We start from the raw sequence: 18,539 nt of genomic DNA, 5'->3' as shown, positions 1-18,539 counted from the left end.
CTCTGTCTAGCGGCTGCGTTCCCGGTGATGGGGACGCGGCACAGGAGCTCCCATGCTTATTCAACGCATTTTCGCCTCAGTGCTGTTGCTGGTCTGTGCCGGCCTGGCACTGATGGCGTGGCCGTACCAAGCGGCTTTTTCCTACGAACCGGTGGGCCCGCGCGCCTTCCCTCTGCTGATGCTCGGCCTGATGGGCGCGGCGCTGCTGTACATGGTGTTCCGCCCGGCACCGATCAAACACAGCGATGACGAGCCGCCACTGGATCGCGAAACCCTGATCAAGATCGCCGCTTGCGTCGTCCTGCTGCTGGTATTCGCCGGCACGTTCGAACCCCTGGGTTTCATCATCGCCAGCATCATCACCGGCGTTCCGATGGCTCGCCTGTACGGCGGCCGCTGGCTACCGAGTGTGGTGATCATCAGCCTGATGGCGATCGGTCTTTACCTGCTGTTCGACCGTGTAATGGACGTTCCGCTGCCTCTCGGCCTGCTCAGCGTTCTGGAGAACTGATATGGATACTCTTGGCTATTTGGGTCAGGGTTTCGGCGTCGCGCTGAGCCCGTACAACCTGGTGACCGCGCTGTGCGGCACACTGATCGGCACCGTCGTCGGCCTGTTGCCGGGCCTGGGCCCGATCAACGGCGTAGCATTGCTGATCCCGATCGCATTTGCCCTCGGCCTGCCACCGGAGTCGGCGCTGATCCTGCTGGCAGCGGTGTACCTGGGCTGCGAATACGGCGGCCGGATCAGTTCGATCCTGCTGAACATTCCAGGCGAAGCCTCCACCGTGATGACCACCCTCGACGGTTACCCGATGGCCCGCAAAGGCCTGGCCGGTGTGGCGCTGTCGCTGTCGGCGTGGAGTTCGTTCATAGGCGCGTTCATTGCCACCTGCGGCATGGTCCTCTTCGCACCGTTGCTGGCGAAATGGGCGATTGCTTTTGGCCCCGCGGAATATTTTGTGCTGATGGTGTTTGCGATCGTCTGTCTCGGCGGCATGGCCGGTGACCGTCCGCTGAAAACATTCATTGCCGCGTTGATCGGTCTGTTCCTGTCAACGGTCGGCATCGATGCCAACAGCGGTGTGTACCGCTTCACCGGCGACAACATTCACCTGACCGACGGCATTCAGTTCGTCGTGTTGGTGCTGGGTCTGTTCTCGATCAGCGAAATTCTCCTGCTGCTGGAAAAAACCCACCATGGCCAGGAAGCGGTGAAAGCCACCGGCCGGATGATGTTCAACTTCAAGGAAGCGGCCTCGGTATTCGTGGTCAACGTCCGTTGCGGCGTGCTGGGTTTCATCATGGGCGTGTTGCCGGGTGCCGGCGCGACCCTCGCCAGTGCCGTGGCCTATATGACCGAAAAACGTCTGGCCGGCGCCAGCGGCAAGTTCGGTGAAGGTGACCCCCGTGGCCTCGCCGCGCCGGAAACCGCGATCGGCGGCGCAGCCTGCGGTGCGCTGGTGCCGATGCTGACCCTCGGCGTACCCGGCTCGGGCACCACGGCGGTGATGATCGGCGCCCTGTCGCTGTACAACATCACCCCGGGTCCGCTGCTGTTCCAGCAACAACCGGACATCGTCTGGGGCCTGATCGCCTCGTTGTTCATCGCCAACATCATGCTGGTGATCCTCAACATCCCGATGATCCGCATCTTCACCCGCATCCTTGCCGTGCCGAACTGGGCACTGGTGCCAGTGATCGCGATCATCACCGGGATCGGCGTCTACGCGGTGCACGCCACTACGTTCGACCTGTTCCTGATGATCGGTATCGGCATCTTCGGTTACATCCTGCGCAAGCTGGACTTCCCGCTGTCGCCGCTGCTGTTGGGCTTCATCCTCGGTGAGTTGATGGAGCAGAACCTGCGTCGCGCCCTGTCGATCTCCAACGGTGCGCTGGAAATCCTCTGGTCGAGCCCGATCACCCTCGGTGTCTGGGTGCTGACGGCGATCATGCTGCTGATGCCGATCATCCGCATCTGGCGCAAACGCTCGGTCGCGCGCCGCGCCATTGCCGATGTTTGATCGCGCCTCACTGAAATCCTGGTGGGGAACCCCGCTGGTCGGTCTGCTTGGCGGTTACCTCGCCAGCCAGATCGGCTGGCCACTGCCGTGGATGGTCGGCTCGTTGCTGGCGATCATCCTCGTGCGCTGCCTGACCCCGTGGCAACTGACGGAAATCCCTGGCGGCCGCAAGTGCGGTCAGTGGATCGTCGGCATCGGGATTGGCCTGCACTTCACCCCGGTGGTGATGGAGCAGGTGCTCAGTCATTTCGGTTTGATCTTCTTCGGTGCGCTGGTCACCAGTTTGTCGGCGGTGGTCGGCGTCTGGCTGATGCGCCGCACCGGCGAGGACCGCGCCACGGCGTTTTTCTCGAGCATGCCCGGCGGTTCCGGGGAGATGGTCAACCTCGGCGCCCGTAACGGCGCGATGCTCAGCCACGTCGCGGCGGGGCAAAGTTTGCGGGTGCTGGTGGTGGTGCTGTGTGTGCCGGCGGCGTTCAAATATTTGCTCGGCGACGGCACACCGATTTCCCACGCTGGCAGCGTCGATTGGCGCTGGCTGGCGATTCTGTTTCCGGCGGGCGGTTTGCTTGCGTGGCTCTGGCAACGTTTGCGCCAACCCAATCCGTGGCTGTTCGGACCGTTGCTGGTGAGTGCGGCGGCGAGCATTGGCTGGGATTTACACATTGGTTTGCCCAATGGCGGCAGTCAGATTGGTCAGTGGTTGATTGGCAGCGGTCTGGGTTGTCACTTCAATCGGCAGTTTTTCCGCCGTGCGCCTTCATTCATGGGGCGGACATTGATCGGCACGGCGTTGACCATGTTGATTGCGACACTGGCGGCGTTGGGGTTGAGTGCTTTGACCCATCTGGATCTGCGTTCGCTGACGCTGGGCATGATGCCCGGCGGGATTGCCGAGATGAGTCTGACGGCGGAGACGCTGCAATTGTCGGTGCCGTTGGTGACGGCGATGCAGGTGATGCGGTTGCTGTTTGTGCTGTTTCTGGCGGAGCCGTTGTTCAAGTACTGGAATCGTAATCCCGAGTAAGTCTGCAAGACCGAGTTGCCTTCTTCGCGAGCAAGCTCGCTCCCACATTGGTCATGTGAACGCCGCAAAACCAATGTGGGAGCGAGCTTGCTCGCGAAGGGGCCCGCTCAGCCAACCGATCAAATCGGCGGCAAACGCCACTCGATCGGCGTCTCGCCATTCTGCTCGAGAAACTTGTTGGTCCGGCTGAAGTGTCCACAACCCAAGAACCCGCGATATGCCGACAATGGTGACGGATGCACCGACGTCAGCACCAGATGCTTGGTCGCATCGATCAGCTTCTGCTTGCTCTGCGCGTGCGCGCCCCAGAGCATGAACACCAGATGCGGCTGGCGCTCGCTGACCAGCTCGATGATCCGATCAGTGAAGAACTGCCAGCCCTTGTCTTTATGCGCATTGGCGTTGGCACGCTCGACGGTCATGGTGGTGTTGATCATCAACACGCCCTGATCGGCCCAGCTCTGCAGGTAGCCATGATTGGGAATATCGATGTTCAGGTCGCGCTTCAACTCTTTATAGATATTGACCAGCGACGGCGGCGCCGGCACGCCCGGTTGCACCGAGAAGCACAAGCCGTGGGCCTGGCCCGGGCCGTGATACGGGTCCTGGCCGAGGATCACCACCTTCACTTTATCCAGCGGCGTCGAGTTCAGCGCGTTGAAAATCATCGGTCCCGGCGGATAGATTTCCTTGCCGGCCGCCCGCTCCTGCTGCAGAAACTGGCGCAACTCTGCCATGTACGGCTGGTCGAACTCAGCACGCAGTGCCTCCTTCCAGCTCGGTTCGAGTTTGATACGGTCGTCAGCAGTCATGGTCATACCCGGCAAAAACAATGGGGCGAACCCTAGGAAAGCCGACCACGCTTGTCAAATGATCTGATGCAGATCCGGCACTTTCCCACACAACGATCATACTGATCGTTCAAATTCCCGATCGAGGTCACGATGAATCTGCACGTCGAAGAACTCACCGGCACCGACGGCGCCCGCATCGGTATCGCCAGCCTGGATGCTGAAAAATCGCTGAATGCGCTGTCCCTGCCGATGATCAACGCCCTCAGCGACAAGTTGAACGCCTGGGCCAAGGATCCACAAATCGTCTGCGTCCTGCTGCGCGGCAACGGCGCCAAAGCCTTCTGCGCCGGCGGCGAGGTGCGCAGCCTGGTCGAGGCCTGTCGCGCCCATCCCGGCGAAGTCCCGCCGCTGGCCGCGCAGTTTTTCGGCGCGGAATACCGCCTGGATTACAGCCTGCACACCTATCCAAAACCGCTGATCTGCTGGGGCCATGGCTACGTGCTCGGCGGCGGCATGGGCCTGTTGCAAGGCGCCAGTACGCGGATCGTCACACCGAGCAGCCGTTTGGCCATGCCGGAAATCACCATTGGTCTGTACCCGGACGTCGGCGCCAGTTGGTTTCTCGCACGGCTGCCGGGCAAGCTCGGCTTGTTTCTGGGCCTGACCGGTGCGCACATGAACGGTCGTGATGCGATCGATCTGGATCTGGCTGATCGCTTCCTGCTTGACGAACAACAGCCGCAACTGATCGAAGGCCTGCTGCAACTGAATTGGCAGGAACAGACCGACATGCAACTCAACAGTCTGCTCAAGGCCCTGCAGCAGGAAGCCGTGGCGCAGATGCCCGAGGCACAGTGGTTGCCACGTCGTCAGCAGATCGACGAACTGCTCGACGTCAGCGACGTGACCTGCGCCTGGAAAGCCATCAGCCTGCAACGCGACAGCATCGATCCGTTGATCGCGCGGGCAGCAAAAACCATGAGCGAAGGCTCGCCACTGACCGCGCATCTGGTCTGGGAACAGATCATCCGCGCCCGCCATATGTCGCTGGCCGAAGTCTTTCAGATGGAATACACCCTGAGTCTCAATTGCTGCCGGCATCCGGAATTCAGCGAAGGGGTTCGCGCGCGGTTGATCGACAAGGATCAGAAGCCGCACTGGCATTGGCCGGACGTCAATCACGTGCCGGATGCAGTGGTCGAGGCGCACTTTCACAAGGTTTGGGAGGGCCGACATCCGTTGGCGGATCTGACGCAGTATTGAACTGACGCGATGCTCGCGATGACGACTGGATCCCCATCGCGAGCTGGCTCAATCGGTCGCCATAAGACTCAGACATTCAGCTCGTAAAACTGAATGATCTCCGTCATCGCCCGCTGCGCTTCTTCGTCGCCCTTTATCAAAATGTCTTCGACATCCCTCAATGGCGGAAGAGGATGCAGACGTTCAGCAATCTGCATCGCGCTGTAGTCTTGAGTCGCTGTTCCTTCGCTGACTCTTATGAAGCCGATAGCGCTTTCGCCTGCGGCAAAATGATTGGAAACCCGGATTTTCGGTGCCATGCCGTAATCCACCACGATCACCAGATCATCGCGCTCACGGTGAAACTTCAAGTTGTCGATCGTCAGCCTGCGTTCGGAAAAGTCGATCCCGTCAAGGCCGTCTCCGCGATTGATGATCACGTCCCTGCCGAGGCCATCGTATCGGTAGATATCATTTCCGGCGCCGCCGGTTAGCGTGTCATTGCCCGGCCCACCCAACAGCAGATCATCACCGGGGCTGCCCGTGAGCACGTCATCCCCTTCCATGCCTCGGATTTCCCCCGCGCCGCTTATCGTGTCGTTGCCTCGACCACCGACTAACGGCAGCGCCCGTCCGTCTCGCAGAGACGTAAAACGCGTTGAATTGTTAACGGTTACACCCGTATGAAAAGTCTCGGGCGCAGGGCCTAGCTGACTTGACTCCAAGAGTTGTTTCAAACTCACGACCGACCCATCGGCGAAATTCAAGAGCTCAATCCCGGCCCCCTCGAGTTCACCATTGAGGGGCAAGACGATGCGAACTTTCTGTATCCCACCCCAATTGATATCGAGTGTCGGATGGAGCATTTTCGCTCTTGGCGGATTGCGGTGTGCCCCGCGACCTGGGTTGGGTTCCAGCTCGACATGTGTGGTTTCTATCAGCGCAGCACCCCAGCTCAATTGCAGTGCATCGCACTGCGCATCTGCTGGAAGGACGACAGTGTCCTGATCGATCAATCCGTACTCGTCTTTCCACCCCGCTGCGCCAACTTCTGCTCGGTGGAAAACAGGGTTCGGCACATCCGCAATCGTGGTAGTTGCTCCGGCGTGCGCTTGCACGATGTAGGTATCGGCACCGTCTTCACCGTAAAGCCAATCATCCCCTGCCCCGCTGACCAGATAGTCGGCGCCCTCGGAGCCCAGCAAGGTATCGTCACCTGCACCTGCGGATAAAAACGCGCCCGGTGTTCTGTCGCCGATAGTGCCGTAGTCAAGTGGGGAGCCTGCATAAGCGACAATCAGATCGTCTCCCGCGCCGCCGTGGAAAACGTTTTCCACTTCGACGTTGACTCGCCCGCCGGCATCGTCGCCTGGGACGATTTTGCGTTTGATCGTTTCAGTTGTGACATCCCAGCGAAACGCCTTGGGCACCGTTTCCCCCGAACCGAAGCTTGCTGCCGGATAGATGTACCAGCCCTCAAGCGTGCCGGATTCCTTACGGTCTTCAACCAATACATCTCCCGTATTGAATGAAAAGCCGGTAGCCGAGCCGGATCGATAATAGCGAGGCGCCTGACGTGAAGAGGCTATCGTCCCATCGGCTTTCACCTGTTTATGTTCGACACGGGTTGTGGTTTTCGACTGCCTTTCACTGACCACGGCATGCCCCGCATCAACCTTCATCCATGGCGGCGTTTCAGACAGTGTTCCCGCTTCGACGCTGTCATCGCTCAGCTCGGTGTGAGTGATGTAACCGGTGTCGCTAGTCGTGATATGACTGCGAACCCAGACGCCTTGATCACTCAAGGTGAAACCTGTGGCGTGTTTGCGGGCGGAGCGTCTGGATTTGATTTGCGCGAGGAATTTTTCAGTCCAGTCAACGGAGTGATCAGATGCCACAGGGCGTTGCGCCGCGATGGTTACATCGTCTGGCAGAACCGGGTCATCAACTTTGCTTTGCTGGATTCCTGTGGCGGTTACAACTTCCGGTACAGGTGACTCGGGCACCTTTATCGACGGCAATGTTTTGCGCAGGACATCCTCATAACCAAGTACAACGCCATCGCTGAAACTGAATGTGGAATCCTTCCACTGCTCGTGACTCCTGATGAGTATCGCGTCGCCCGCGCCATTGAACAGCCGCAATACCCGGCCTACGGAAACATCAATAATGTCGGCTTTCAAACTTTCCGCAGAGAACCCGGCACCGAACTTGATGACATTGCTGCCACCTGAATCGGTGATAACGTCAAGACCATCACCCACCCCGAAATAGTAAACATCAGCACCGTCATGGCCTTCCAGCACGTCGTTACCGGCCCCGCCATCAAAAACGTTATTGCCGGAATCCCCACGAAGGTGGTCTACACCCTCCCCGCCCAATAACGTGTCGTTGCCACCACCGCCGAGCAAGGTATCGTTGCCTGAACCACCGTCCAGATAATCTGCGCCATGTTCGGCTTCGGCTGTCTGCGCGTAGTCGCCGGATAAAATGTCATCATCTGCGCCGCCATAAAGCGTGTCGGCGCCCAAGCCTCCCAGAAGGGTATCGTTTCCTTCATCGCCTTGAAGGTAATCATTGTTGATTCCACCTGACTGCAGGTTGGACACATCGCCATCCATCGCGTCAGCTCCTGCCCCGCCGATCAGAGTATCGGAGCCACCCATTCCCTGAAGTGTGTCATCGCCCGCTCCACCATCAAGTAAATCATTACCGTGATAACGAACCGGATGCTCAGCATTGTCCCCGGCCAGCGCGTCGTTACCTTCACCTCCGAACAGCAGATCATCCGCCCCGCCCCCCAAAAGTGTGTCGTCTCCCGCACCACCGTCCAGCAGGTCATTTCCAAAAAAGTGGGCGGCGTCACCGGCAACGCCGTTCAGTACATCGTCATCCCCGTGGAGAGTGTCATTGCCAGAGCCACCATAAATCGCATCGGCTCCACCGTTACCAGCGAGCCAATCATCGCCACTGCCACCGTCCAATACATCGTTGCCATGGTGTTTGCTTTGCAGTCCACCGCCCCAATCGAGGTTGTCTCCCATTAATGTGTCGTTACCACTTCCTCCGGCCAGTGTGTCATCCCCGCCATCCCCTCCAAGAAGATCATCTTCAGTTCCGCCATCAAGCAGATCCTCACCCCATCCACCATTGAGAACATCGCGACCGCCCTGACCGTAGAGAACATCGTTATCGCCCTGCGTCGAACTGTTAAAGGAGGCCTTTGAAAAGACAGTTCGGTGACTGGTGACACCACCGTCTATAAGAACGTCGACGCGTTTGAATCCCCATTTCTGCTCCAGCGCGCCGGTCGTTTCATCCCCTGATAAAACGTCATCTCCCGCACCTCCAATCAGCGTATCCCGATCGTTACCGCCCAGAAGCACGTCCTGGGATGCCGTACCGATGAGCAAATCGTGGCCTGCCCCGCCATCAAGCCAATCACCTCGAGCTGTTTTCCCTTTAACGTCGCCAGCGGCCATGGCCTTTTCGAGCGTCGTCTGTTTATCCCCAAACAACTGATCGTTTCCGTCCTTGCCGAACAATCGGTCTGATCCACCAAGTCCGAGAATGATGTCGTCTTTTGCAGAGCCGTAGAGCACATCGGCCTTGTTTCTCTGTTTTACGTTGGGCAATAGCAAGGCGTTGCCCAACTCATCGTATGAGAACTGATCACCGGGAACATTGGGGTCGATATCTTTCGCTTTCCAGTCGCCCTGGAGAACCAGATCGGGAGTAGAGACCGTATGGTCTTGGTGTTCAGGAAGTCGGATGCCAAGCATCCCGGGGCGGAAGTTCTTGATAACGACGAGGTCGTTCAGGCCATATTTGATGTTGAGGGTGGGTTCAGTGAGTTCTTCGATGAGGGTCAGGGTGATGGCCTGATCCTCGGTCGACCAGATATTGCTCAAAGGGGCGCGACGTTTGAGTGAAGGAATCGGCGAGCCGTTAATCCATAACTGCCCATTTACGTTGGCGTCGAAGATCTCATCGATGCCATCACCGCTGGAAAACTCATAGCGGTCGCTGCCCTCGCCACCGATCAAAGAGTCGTTACCCTTTCCTCCGACCAGAACATCATCACCGGCCATTCCGTACAGCGCATCATTGCCGTCGCCTCCGGCAAGCAAGTCGTTGCCGCGTCCACCCTCGATGACATCGTGACCTGCCAGTCCGTTGATCGTGTCATTGCCCGCGCCGCCATACAGATGATCAGTGTTCGCACCGCCCGCGAAAGACCGCGCACCGTCATCGCCGAACATGACCAGCGGATTCAACACACCGGTGGTCATCGGCGCCTGTTTGGCTGAAGCGAGATCGGAGTAGGAAAACTTCTGCAGCGAGTGTTCTCCAAACGAGCCCTGGGTTCGGGCAATCAACCGGGCCAACATCTGCGCACGATCGGCAAGCCATTGCGCGGTGATGAAACCTTCGCCGGTCAGCGGATCGTAGAGTTCCAGTCCGCGTCCGGGGTAACCGTCATCGCGCTCGATGACGATTTCACTGAGTTGCTTCAGGGAATTGCGCAACGCCGGGCCGATGGATGTCGACTCGCCAGCCAGTTTTGCCCATGAGTTGGCGTTTCCGTATTCACCTATTGATCGGGTGACGATGCTTTGGGACTGCTCCGGTGAAAATGCCGAGAAGAATGCGTAAGCGTTGGTGGCGAAGGTTTCATCGGTGGTAGGTGGCGCTGCTGAATCGCCGTCGTAGGTGCGCTTGAACATGTCGAGGAATTCGTTCTGGCCATAGCGCAATATCAGGTCGACTACGACGGAAACCGGCGTGCCTTTCACTACATGCTGAATCAGCGGATTGAGGCTGCCACTGGCGAGCGCGATATTGATTTGCTCTGGCACGACGGAAAGCAGACTTTGCAATGGATTGACGCCGAAATTGCTGATCGCCGCTCGCAGGCCGACACTGTAGGAATCGATGGCGAACAGAATATTTTTATAGTCATCGAGCCTGTTGGCTTTTGTTTGAGTCGGCGGGCCGCCATCTTCCCCTTGCGCATCACCCGCAGAGATCAATCTCCAGGTTTCATAAGGCGGCGCTCCACCCAACAGGCTGAATCCGACTGTCCCTGACCAGCCGGCGTTATGGCTCACGGCGGTATCCTTCTCTCCGCAAGCCTCACTAAACAGTGCCTTGCCGATCGCACTGGCATCAATCTCTGCAATCTGGCTGATGGATGGAACCGTCCAGGGTGCCAGCCGACCCGCGAGGGATCCGTCGATCAAGGTATTGATGAAATTGGCGGCGACCTGATTCGATGACAGCTGCATCAGGTTTTCACTGAAGATTTTATTCAATCTCAGTTCACCTTGCCGCGAGGTGTAGCCGCGAATCAGGGCGGAGTAGGCACCGTTTCCACCGTTGGCATCAATGGCCACGGCAAGCCAGAGCCTGGCGCTTTTCAGAATTTTTCCCGCTTCATTATCGACAACGGTAACCTCAGAAACTCTTCCGCCAATAATATCGAATAGTGTTTGATACAGGGGAGCGCAGCTAGCCCCTGCTATTCCCAGTGCCTCGTACTCAATTTTTTTTGAGAGAAGCCTCATACCTTTGCAAATATTGGCTGCGTTAAAGATCGCTGTTTTTTCAATATCGCTAAAAACATAAGTCATTGTTACTTCCTTGTAATAACTGAGCGTGAAAGATAATCACTGAGAAACTTGAGCATCTCAGGTGTTTCGCGTAATGACGATAGACCGAGGTCTACGCTGCCGTGCCCCCCAGCAAAGTCAAAGCTATCCAGATTGACAGTGCAGAAAAAGTTCAACTTGCCAAAATCCAGATTTTCCAATTCTGATCTGCTGAACCTTGCCAATTTCTCGTCAGTCAGTTGTTCCTCGGAAGCCGGGCGAATCAAACCGTCACAGCCTATCAACCGAGGGGTGCCATCACGCCGCGGCCAGCCAGTAATGACAAACGTTCTGACGGAATCCACATTCTTGAAATGCGGCGGCGGAGCATCCAGCCAAATCTCTAACCCCGGATAATTAGTCAACTTCACAATCAACTCATCGGGCCAGTTGACGTGTCGATAGCCCCGCTCATGGGGCTCGGTAGTCTCTTTTTTTGTATAAAGCCCGGCGGTCAATTTATAAAGACGCCAACTTTCAGGAGTCGGCTTTACACTCTGATCGTGGTACGACCGTATCTCCGTCCCGGTCCACCAGAAATGCCCCTTGAGCGTATTGGCAAGGCACGCTTTCTTATTCGCCAGTTCAGGCATGCCCACATAAAACTCCGGGACCAGAGTCTTATCCACATAGCTACCGCCCAGTATGGGCACCTGCTTCATGCTCGCCAGCTTCTTTTGGCAGGCCTCCTGATCCGCGTAATAGATTGCCATCGCCGCGGCGACTTGTTCTTCACGGATATAAAAATCCACCACGCAATAACAGGCATAAATAAACAAGCCGTATTTCAACAACTTCTTAAAACATTTAACCCATGGCTTACGCGACATCCGGAGCATTTCAAATCTTCCATTAAAACTGACGAGTAGGCTGTTTCTTGAGATGCCCGAACATCGCGCTTTCAAATACCTCAAAGTAGTGTTTCGTGCCGTACGCCACATCAAATCTGCTCGCCGTCAACTTCGCAGCGCGGCGCAGGCAGTCGTACTCATCAACGGAATCAAGAACCTTGGCAATACGTTTGGCGATACCGTGATGATCGAAGAAATCCACCAGCATTCCATTGTGACCATCGACGATCACCTCCCTTACCGGAGCCGTATCCGACGCTACTACCACACACCCAGCCGCCATCGCCTCCAGTAACGACCACGACATAACAAACGGATACGTCAAATAAACATGAACCTTTGAACAGTCCAGAACTGCCCGATAAGTCTGGTAAGGAAGCTTCCCTGTGAAATGAACGGTGGAATGATCGAAACTTACCTCTGCCTCCATCCTGCTGCGCCAATTTGCATAGCCAACCGGCTTACCCCCATAACTGACGTCATCACCGCCCACTATGATTATCTGCGCATCGGGACACTCAGCTTGAATATGCGGGATCGCTCGCATAAAACTGTGAAACCCGCGATAAGGCTCAAGATTCCTCGCGACATAAGTAACGATCGGCTGCCCGGCTCTCAGTTCGACGCCATTGGGCAACCTGACGGCCCCAGTTTTCGCCAAACTGGAACTTTGAATGACGCCCTCGTGAATAACCCGAATGGCCGACTGATAAGCTGCAGGAAACAGACTGCGCTGCCACCGCGTGGGCGCAATGGCAATGTCACATTGCTCAAGATTCAAAAGATGCAGCGAATTGAGCACTCGCAGCCTTGATGACTCTCTTGTGGCTCGCGGGAATTCAGGGTCGAACCCGGAATCTGCGCCCTGCGCCCGATAGTAATATTCGCAATAGTGAATAAGCGGCGCGTCAGGATAGACATCCTTGACGAACAGCGTTTCCCCCCATCCGGGATGAGCGAGAATCACGTCCGGCCGATAACCCGAATGTTTCAGCCGGCTCAGAATTTCAGAAACCTTCTGTCCATCAGTCACCGCTTGTTCGTAACGGGTCAGGTAGGGGTGAATACCGCCCGGTGCTCGGCTGGCAGCGCGGTATCGATATATTTTCACCCCAGCGATACCCGGCGCCGTATCCCGACCTATCGCCAAAACCTCATAACGCCTGTCAATCGCCGCCAGCACCACATGACGGAACTGGCCCGGAAAGTTTTGGTGAATCACAAGAAGCTTCATAGCGGCATCGTCCTTTTATTCGCCGCTGTTGAACTGAGTTTTGCTCACCTTGATCGGCACGAACAGACGCTAACAAATGCAAGGAAATGAAACTGTAGGAAGTGTCTGGGAATGCCCTAGGAGATGGCTAACGGGGCGACTTTTTCGACGGGCATAAAAAGCGGCGCAGGGCTCATTTGACCTGTACGCAAAGACTCATACTTGGTTTATGGCGTTTATTCACGGAGTGTTTTTACACTCGTGAACGCTGGAAGCGCCAACCTGCGCGCTTCCAAGGATGACTCTTTGACTATGGACAGTCTCATGACGGGCAACACCCTCGTACTCACACCTTCGCAGACTCAACGGCTCTCCCCTGACGATCAATCCACGCCAGGACCTGATGACATCGACTCCCCGGCAACTCCCCTGGCTAACTTGGGTGGGGCGTTGTCCTGGCCCATTCCCCTGAGTGCGGACGAACAACGCCGCTTGCGTCTGATCACCATGAGCCATGCACACCATTTGGGCGACCAGCCGCTGGTGATGCAGATCAAGGGCGGTGTGCTGGAGTTCTTGCGTTATGACCACCCTATTCCCGAGAACGTGACAGACGACCCTGCAAAGATGCTCGACGCGCTGCTCCGCTCCCCGCAAGGGCAACTGATGGGCAAAACGCTGCAACAGAGAATGCAAGGCATCGACAGCGATAGCAGCGTTATGGATTACCTGCTGGCGGGGATCGCACTGCAGATGGATCCTGAGTCGATCACCGCCCCCCTTCGCAACAAGACAGCTGGCTTCGATCTGGCCAGCAATCGACATTGCGGCCGGCATGCATCTGCAGTCATCGATGACCTCGCCGAACACTTAAGCCGTGAAGGCAGAACCAGCGCTGCCCTGGCGAAAACCGGCGCCTACCTTTTGCTAGGCAGGTCGGCACCGCAGTTTCTGATTGCAGACATTCCCCGAAATGTGAAAGTTGGCAGTCTGGCCTGGGCCAACCTGACCATGGCGGCAATGGCCATCGAGGCACAAACACCTGGCAAAGTCCCCGGACTGACGCTTGCCCAAGTCATGAGCAAGGCTGAAAGTGCTCGCCGGGCTGACCCGGCATCGACTCAACGCATTCAGACAGCCGTATTACGCGATTGGGCTGTCACCAACGAAATCATCCTGAAAAGAAACGATGACGCCTACACCGACGGACAACTCGAAACGATAAGAGCGACATTTAACCAAGAGCTTGAAGAGCGGCTTGCTGCCGCCAGGATTCTGGACAAAGCATTACCGACACGAAAAGACATTGCCCTGGCCCTGCTGATAGAGCGGTTTAGCGATCTGGGCACGCTTTTCGAAGTCAAGGCTCTCCACACGGATACGTATCGTGGCGAGAGTGGACAGACGGGTTTCAGTGGCATCCATTCGCTTCTGGATTACGCAATGATGGACTTGCCGAATCCGCGTCCACTTGCATCAAGTGATACCCGCCTCCCACTCGAGGCATTGAATAACAACCCGACGTTCGGTGTGCGGGAAGCCTTCGACCGGCAGTTCGCCCGCTCAATTCTGGATAAAAAGGCCGCCGTCAATACAACGATCAGGCACATGATCTCCCTGCTCCCACTAGAAGACAAAAAGAACTTCGGGTTTGGAAAAGTCAGCTTTTTCCAACAAGGTTCATTTGTCTCGGATGGATTTTTCAATCATACCCCTTGCCCCAACGAGCCCGGGCTGCTCATCAGGACGGAGCTGAGCGGCACGTTCCAGGCGTATGAAATCAACATCAATAAAGACACGATTGAACGGACGGCGCTGCACAAGGCAAAGCAACAGGAATCAAGGGAGGCCAACAAATACTTCACGACCAAAGAGCTTGTCCCCCGTGAAGCGGCAAATGAACTGGGTCGCGAGCTCGCTTTAAGCGAATCACTGGTGAGCAGTTTCAGCAGCGCGCGGTCCCGTGCGATTGCCGACGCCTTTGTGCAACATCTGGATCTGGATGACCTCGCAATCAAAGAGCTCGCACGCGGGCAAACCCCCATGGACGAATATTACCGGCCCAAACCGCTGGGTGAGTTTTTGTTGAACTTGATCCCCTTCAGATCCGCCATTGTCAATTTCCAGAAGGGCAACTACGGCGAGGCGGTGTTTGATCTCACCGTGGATGTATTCGGTTTTCTCACGGCGGGCGTCGCCACGGCAGGGAAACTGATCAGAATCGGCAGGACTGCTCTGTCCACCGGCGCCAAGGCATTGAAGACCGCCCATGTCATCGGTGTCGCCACCATTGATGTGCTCAACCCGGTGGGTGGCTTGAGTGATCTGGCCAGACTCGTGGGCACCGGTGGCCTTTATCTGCTATCCAGAGGCGCCAAAGCCGTCAACCGGCTCAGGGGGACCGCCGACAGTTACGATGTCTTGAAAGCGCTCAGCAAACAGTATGACGCGGCGGCAACGGGCACCGTAAAAGTAACTGGCCAGACTGTGGAGGGGGCGGCCGTGCTGAAGAGCGGTCAATGGTATTCATTTGATGCCGACACGATGCGACCTTACGGCAGCCCGCTCGAGGAATTCGCTGTCGCCACCCAGGCGGTCGCCGGAGAAGTGCTCGCTGCACACATCGATGGGTGGGACGAACTGAGCCATACCCTGTTCAGCCGCTACAGTGTGCCCGATTCCAGAATCGCCGGGCTCTCTCGCAACAGCCAAGGGGTGTATGTTGCCGCCGACGGACACCTCTCCCACATACGCCATACCGATGGCAGCGGTACCACGGCGGTGTACGAGGTCAGGCAAGTCACTCGCACGGAAGACGGCGTCGTGCGTGCGCGGGTGTATCACGACAACCGGCAAACCAGTCTGCTGGTCCAGCATCTCCAGGGTGATCAGTGGCAACGACTGGGATTGTTTGGTGGGGGGCAGATCACGGCGGATCACTTGCGGGCCTGGGAGGCGTTGCCGCAAGCGGAACAGAAGAGGCTGACCATTCGGGGCTTTGCGCGACAGAACGGAGTGTCGGCCAAAACCTTTGCGTACTACGTAGAACCCGAGGGGCAATTGAGCGCTGCCGGCTTGCTCATGCGTAACCGACCCGCCAACACCCCTTTCAACAAGGTGACTCATGTACATGTCCGTGATTGGCAAACCATGACACAGCCGGCGCGTGACGCAATGACCATGGAAGGATTTGCCGGCCACCACCACCTTAATCCGATCTCGTTCAAAACTTATGTGCGAGCCGACGGGCTCGGGCCCCCGGGTGAAACGCTGCTGAACAGGGCGGCCGGCAGCTCTTACAACGCGCTTACCGATGACCATTTACGCACGTGGAAAGGGTTGTTCGAGAAACCGGACAACTCGGTCACACCGCAAGAGTTCATACGTGAACACGGGCTCAACCCGAACTCTTGGAGACATCACGTTAAAGTTGATGGCGCCCTGAAAGATGAGACTGTGCAGCGTCTTGATCAAGCTCGGCAGACGTCCGCCGTGCCGGTCGCTGCCACGCCAGCCCTTTTACCGGCGCGGGTTCCGGGGGGACCGGTGGAGAAGATCACTGCCGAGCATCTACTGAATTGGGAGGCGGTGTCGCGTAACGGACAGGGGAACACGAGTCGTGCAGACTTTGCCCGGCAACATAACCTGTCCCGGCCAACGTTTGAGTACTACGTGCAACCTGACGGCCAACTGAGTGCTACGGGCGCGATTGTGCGCAACCGCCCCGCCAATACCCCCTTCAATAAAGTGACCCAAACGCATATCGATCATTGGCAAAACATGACGCAACGAGCGCGTGATGCAATGACCATGGAGGGATTTGCCGGTCATCATCACCTTCATCCGGTGACGTTCAAAAGCTTTGTGCGGCGCAATGGCAGCTTGGGGCCTGCCGGTAAAGCGCTATTGAACAGGGCAACCGGCACGGCCTATAACGCGATTACCGATGATCATCTACGTGAGTGGAGCCGGAAATTCGGGCAACCGGATAATTTGGTCACGGCAGCGGAGTTCGTCAGTCAACACGGATTTAGCCCAACCTCTTGGTATGCGCAAGTAAGAGCTAATGGATCTTTACGAGATGCGACTGCGCAGCGTCTCTATCCAACAGAGGGCGACGTTGCACTACTCCCCTCCGCGCCCCAAAAACCTGATGCAAGTGCGAGCCTGCCGGCTCATGTGCCAGGCCGGCGGATTGAGTTAATTACTGCTGAGCACTTATTGGCTTGGGAAGCATTACCGCGAGCAGAACAGCTGTCGCTTACCCGCGAGGGTTTTACCCGCCAGAAAGGGCTATCCGGCAAAACCTTTGCGTACTATGTGGAGCCTGACGGACAGTTGAGCGCCGCGGGCATGATCGTGCGAGAACGCCCCGCCGGCACACCCGTCAATCAGGTGACCGGTGCGCATATTCGTGATTGGCAAGCCATGACACAACCGTCGCGTGATGCAATGACCATGGAGGGATTTGCCGGTCTTCATCACCTTCATCCGGGTTTGTTTAAAAGAGTTGTCCGGCAAAATGGAAGCCTGGCACCTGCCGGTGAAGCGATGTTGAACAGGGCGGCAGGCGTAGTTTACAACCCGATTAGAGATGAGCATCTAAGCCAGTGGAAAATGCTCTTCGAGAAGTCGGACAACACAGTCACAGTTGAAGAATTCGTACGCCAGCACGGATTAAGCCCCAACTCTTGGCGACGACTTGTCAGAGCTAATGGGCTCTTAAAAGATACCGCTGTGCGGCGTCTCGAACATGCAGGGAGAAACACCACATTGTCTCCCGCGCCTCAACAAATCGAGACAAGTTCGGGACAAAAGCGGCCTGCACAGGAATCTGTCGACCCGACCCAGCCGAAGAAGTCTGCCGACACACCACAAAACTCAGCACAGGCTCCCGGCCCCTCCTCGGACATCCTGCCAGTCGCAATCAAGGTTGAAACCGGAAAGTCCTCGTCATTGCCTCATCAGGTCGACAACACATTGCCAATCCTGCAGGACCCAAAGAACTCCAGGCTCAGTTTGACCCATGCATTAGAGGGGCCGATAGATGACATCCGTATCGCCCACTGGAATGGCCTGCTTGACGGTCTCGATAACGCAAGCAAAAAAAACGTTTCAAGCCAGATCAAGGAATCGATCAAAGACTGGTTGCGTACCGAAGGACAGCATCAATCGCGGTTTGATCAAACTCTGGAAGTGTTCACGGCTCTGGATGACGGTGGACCCAATCGCGGCGCGTCAGTGTGGGCACGACGCGATATTGCCAAATTTGAAGTGCTAGGACCGTACGCAGGCAAGTTTCATGAATCAGATGCGTCGTTGTTTCAGGAGATACGCAAACAAGGTTCACGGGCAGTGCTGACTTACTTGTTCGGCACACGCTCGGGCAATCGCTCGGTGAGTGGGCTGCACACGGGCAATACCCTGAGCCTGATCAATACCTCACAACTGGGCAATGAGCCGGCATGGAAGTCGAACAACGTCATTTCCATTGCCGCGGGAAAAAACCTGACGTTCTACGTGGCGCTAGAGGACATCAGCAAGGGTGATGAATTACTGATGGATTACGGCCTGCTCTATCAGCCCGTACCTGATATAGCGGTTAAACAGGACCCTGGTCGCTGACTGCCCGTTGAGGCGTCAAAGCGCCGACGGCCATTGATCCGTGGGTGTGCTGTACAGTGGCGCCTTAATCCTGACGATATTCCCCGGGCATAAAAAAGCGGCGCTAATT

Annotated in this window: 9 protein-coding genes; 5 read left to right on the top strand and 4 right to left on the bottom strand. The window is 56.8% G+C overall.

Going from position 1 to position 18,539, the window contains the following annotated elements; all coding sequences use genetic code 11:
* Positions 1-52 precede the first annotated feature (52 nt).
* The 3 genes from AB4O01_RS27420 to AB4O01_RS27410 are packed head-to-tail and all read left to right on the top strand — an operon-like array spanning position 53 to position 3,054.
* Positions 53-511 (top strand): tripartite tricarboxylate transporter TctB family protein, encoded by a 459-nt coding sequence (locus tag AB4O01_RS27420; RefSeq protein WP_016984708.1) that lies wholly within the window; start codon positions 53-55, stop codon positions 509-511.
* 1 nt (position 512) lies between these two features.
* Positions 513-2,027, top strand: coding sequence for a tripartite tricarboxylate transporter permease (locus AB4O01_RS27415; protein ID WP_016984709.1), 1,515 nt, complete (start codon positions 513-515; stop codon positions 2,025-2,027).
* The gene (locus AB4O01_RS27410; RefSeq protein ID WP_460090114.1) at positions 2,020-3,054 is read left to right on the top strand and encodes an AbrB family transcriptional regulator; all 1,035 of its coding nucleotides are present in this window, start codon (positions 2,020-2,022) and stop codon (positions 3,052-3,054) included. The genes AB4O01_RS27415 and AB4O01_RS27410 overlap by 8 nt, the downstream gene beginning before the upstream one ends.
* A 119-nt stretch (positions 3,055-3,173) precedes the next feature.
* Here AB4O01_RS27410 and ung read toward each other — a convergent pair whose 3' ends face one another.
* A complete protein-coding gene (gene ung, locus AB4O01_RS27405; RefSeq protein ID WP_007911441.1) occupies positions 3,174-3,866 on the bottom strand; it encodes a uracil-DNA glycosylase in 693 nt (230 codons plus the stop codon).
* 132 nt (positions 3,867-3,998) lie between these two features.
* On the opposite strand from ung, the gene AB4O01_RS27400 reads away from it, so the two are divergent.
* Positions 3,999-5,111, top strand: coding sequence for an enoyl-CoA hydratase/isomerase family protein (locus AB4O01_RS27400; protein ID WP_460090113.1), 1,113 nt, complete (start codon positions 3,999-4,001; stop codon positions 5,109-5,111).
* A gap of 68 nt (positions 5,112-5,179) precedes the next feature.
* Here AB4O01_RS27400 and AB4O01_RS27395 read toward each other — a convergent pair whose 3' ends face one another.
* Genes AB4O01_RS27395 through AB4O01_RS27385 form a run of 3 tightly spaced genes read right to left on the bottom strand, consistent with a single transcriptional unit; the run spans position 5,180 to position 12,826 of the window.
* Positions 5,180-10,723, bottom strand: coding sequence for a calcium-binding protein (locus tag AB4O01_RS27395; protein ID WP_460090112.1), 5,544 nt, complete (start codon positions 10,721-10,723; stop codon positions 5,180-5,182).
* 2 nt (positions 10,724-10,725) lie between these two features.
* Complete coding sequence (locus AB4O01_RS27390) at positions 10,726-11,580, bottom strand: hypothetical protein (protein ID WP_460090111.1); 855 nt, start codon at positions 11,578-11,580, stop codon at positions 10,726-10,728.
* 13 nt (positions 11,581-11,593) lie between these two features.
* Positions 11,594-12,826, bottom strand: coding sequence for a glycosyltransferase family 4 protein (locus AB4O01_RS27385; protein WP_460090109.1), 1,233 nt, complete (start codon positions 12,824-12,826; stop codon positions 11,594-11,596).
* A 303-nt stretch (positions 12,827-13,129) separates the two neighbouring features.
* On the opposite strand from AB4O01_RS27385, the gene AB4O01_RS27380 reads away from it, so the two are divergent.
* Positions 13,130-18,430, top strand: coding sequence for an SET domain-containing protein-lysine N-methyltransferase (locus tag AB4O01_RS27380; protein ID WP_460090108.1), 5,301 nt, complete (start codon positions 13,130-13,132; stop codon positions 18,428-18,430).
* Positions 18,431-18,539 lie beyond the last annotated feature (109 nt).

The sequence above is a fragment of the Pseudomonas sp. S2_E02 genome, assembly GCF_054668355.1.
The sequence above is the reverse complement of the archived record's forward strand: the minus strand, read 5'-3'. Positions and strand labels throughout refer to the sequence as shown.

Bases quoted from the DNA above. Each gene is read 5' to 3' on its own strand.
- AB4O01_RS27400 (WP_460090113.1), top strand. From the start codon at position 3,999: ATGAATCTGCACGTCGAAGAACTCACCGGCACCGACGGCGCCCGCATC.
- ung (WP_007911441.1), bottom strand. From the start codon at position 3,866: ATGACTGCTGACGACCGTATCAAACTCGAACCGAGCTGGAAGGAGGCA.
- AB4O01_RS27390 (WP_460090111.1), bottom strand. From the start codon at position 11,580: ATGCTCCGGATGTCGCGTAAGCCATGGGTTAAATGTTTTAAGAAGTTG.
- AB4O01_RS27420 (WP_016984708.1), top strand. From the start codon at position 53: ATGCTTATTCAACGCATTTTCGCCTCAGTGCTGTTGCTGGTCTGTGCC.
- AB4O01_RS27395 (WP_460090112.1), bottom strand. From the start codon at position 10,723: ATGACTTATGTTTTTAGCGATATTGAAAAAACAGCGATCTTTAACGCA.
- AB4O01_RS27380 (WP_460090108.1), top strand. From the start codon at position 13,130: ATGACGGGCAACACCCTCGTACTCACACCTTCGCAGACTCAACGGCTC.
- AB4O01_RS27410 (WP_460090114.1), top strand. From the start codon at position 2,020: ATGTTTGATCGCGCCTCACTGAAATCCTGGTGGGGAACCCCGCTGGTC.
- AB4O01_RS27385 (WP_460090109.1), bottom strand. From the start codon at position 12,826: ATGAAGCTTCTTGTGATTCACCAAAACTTTCCGGGCCAGTTCCGTCAT.
- AB4O01_RS27415 (WP_016984709.1), top strand. From the start codon at position 513: ATGGATACTCTTGGCTATTTGGGTCAGGGTTTCGGCGTCGCGCTGAGC.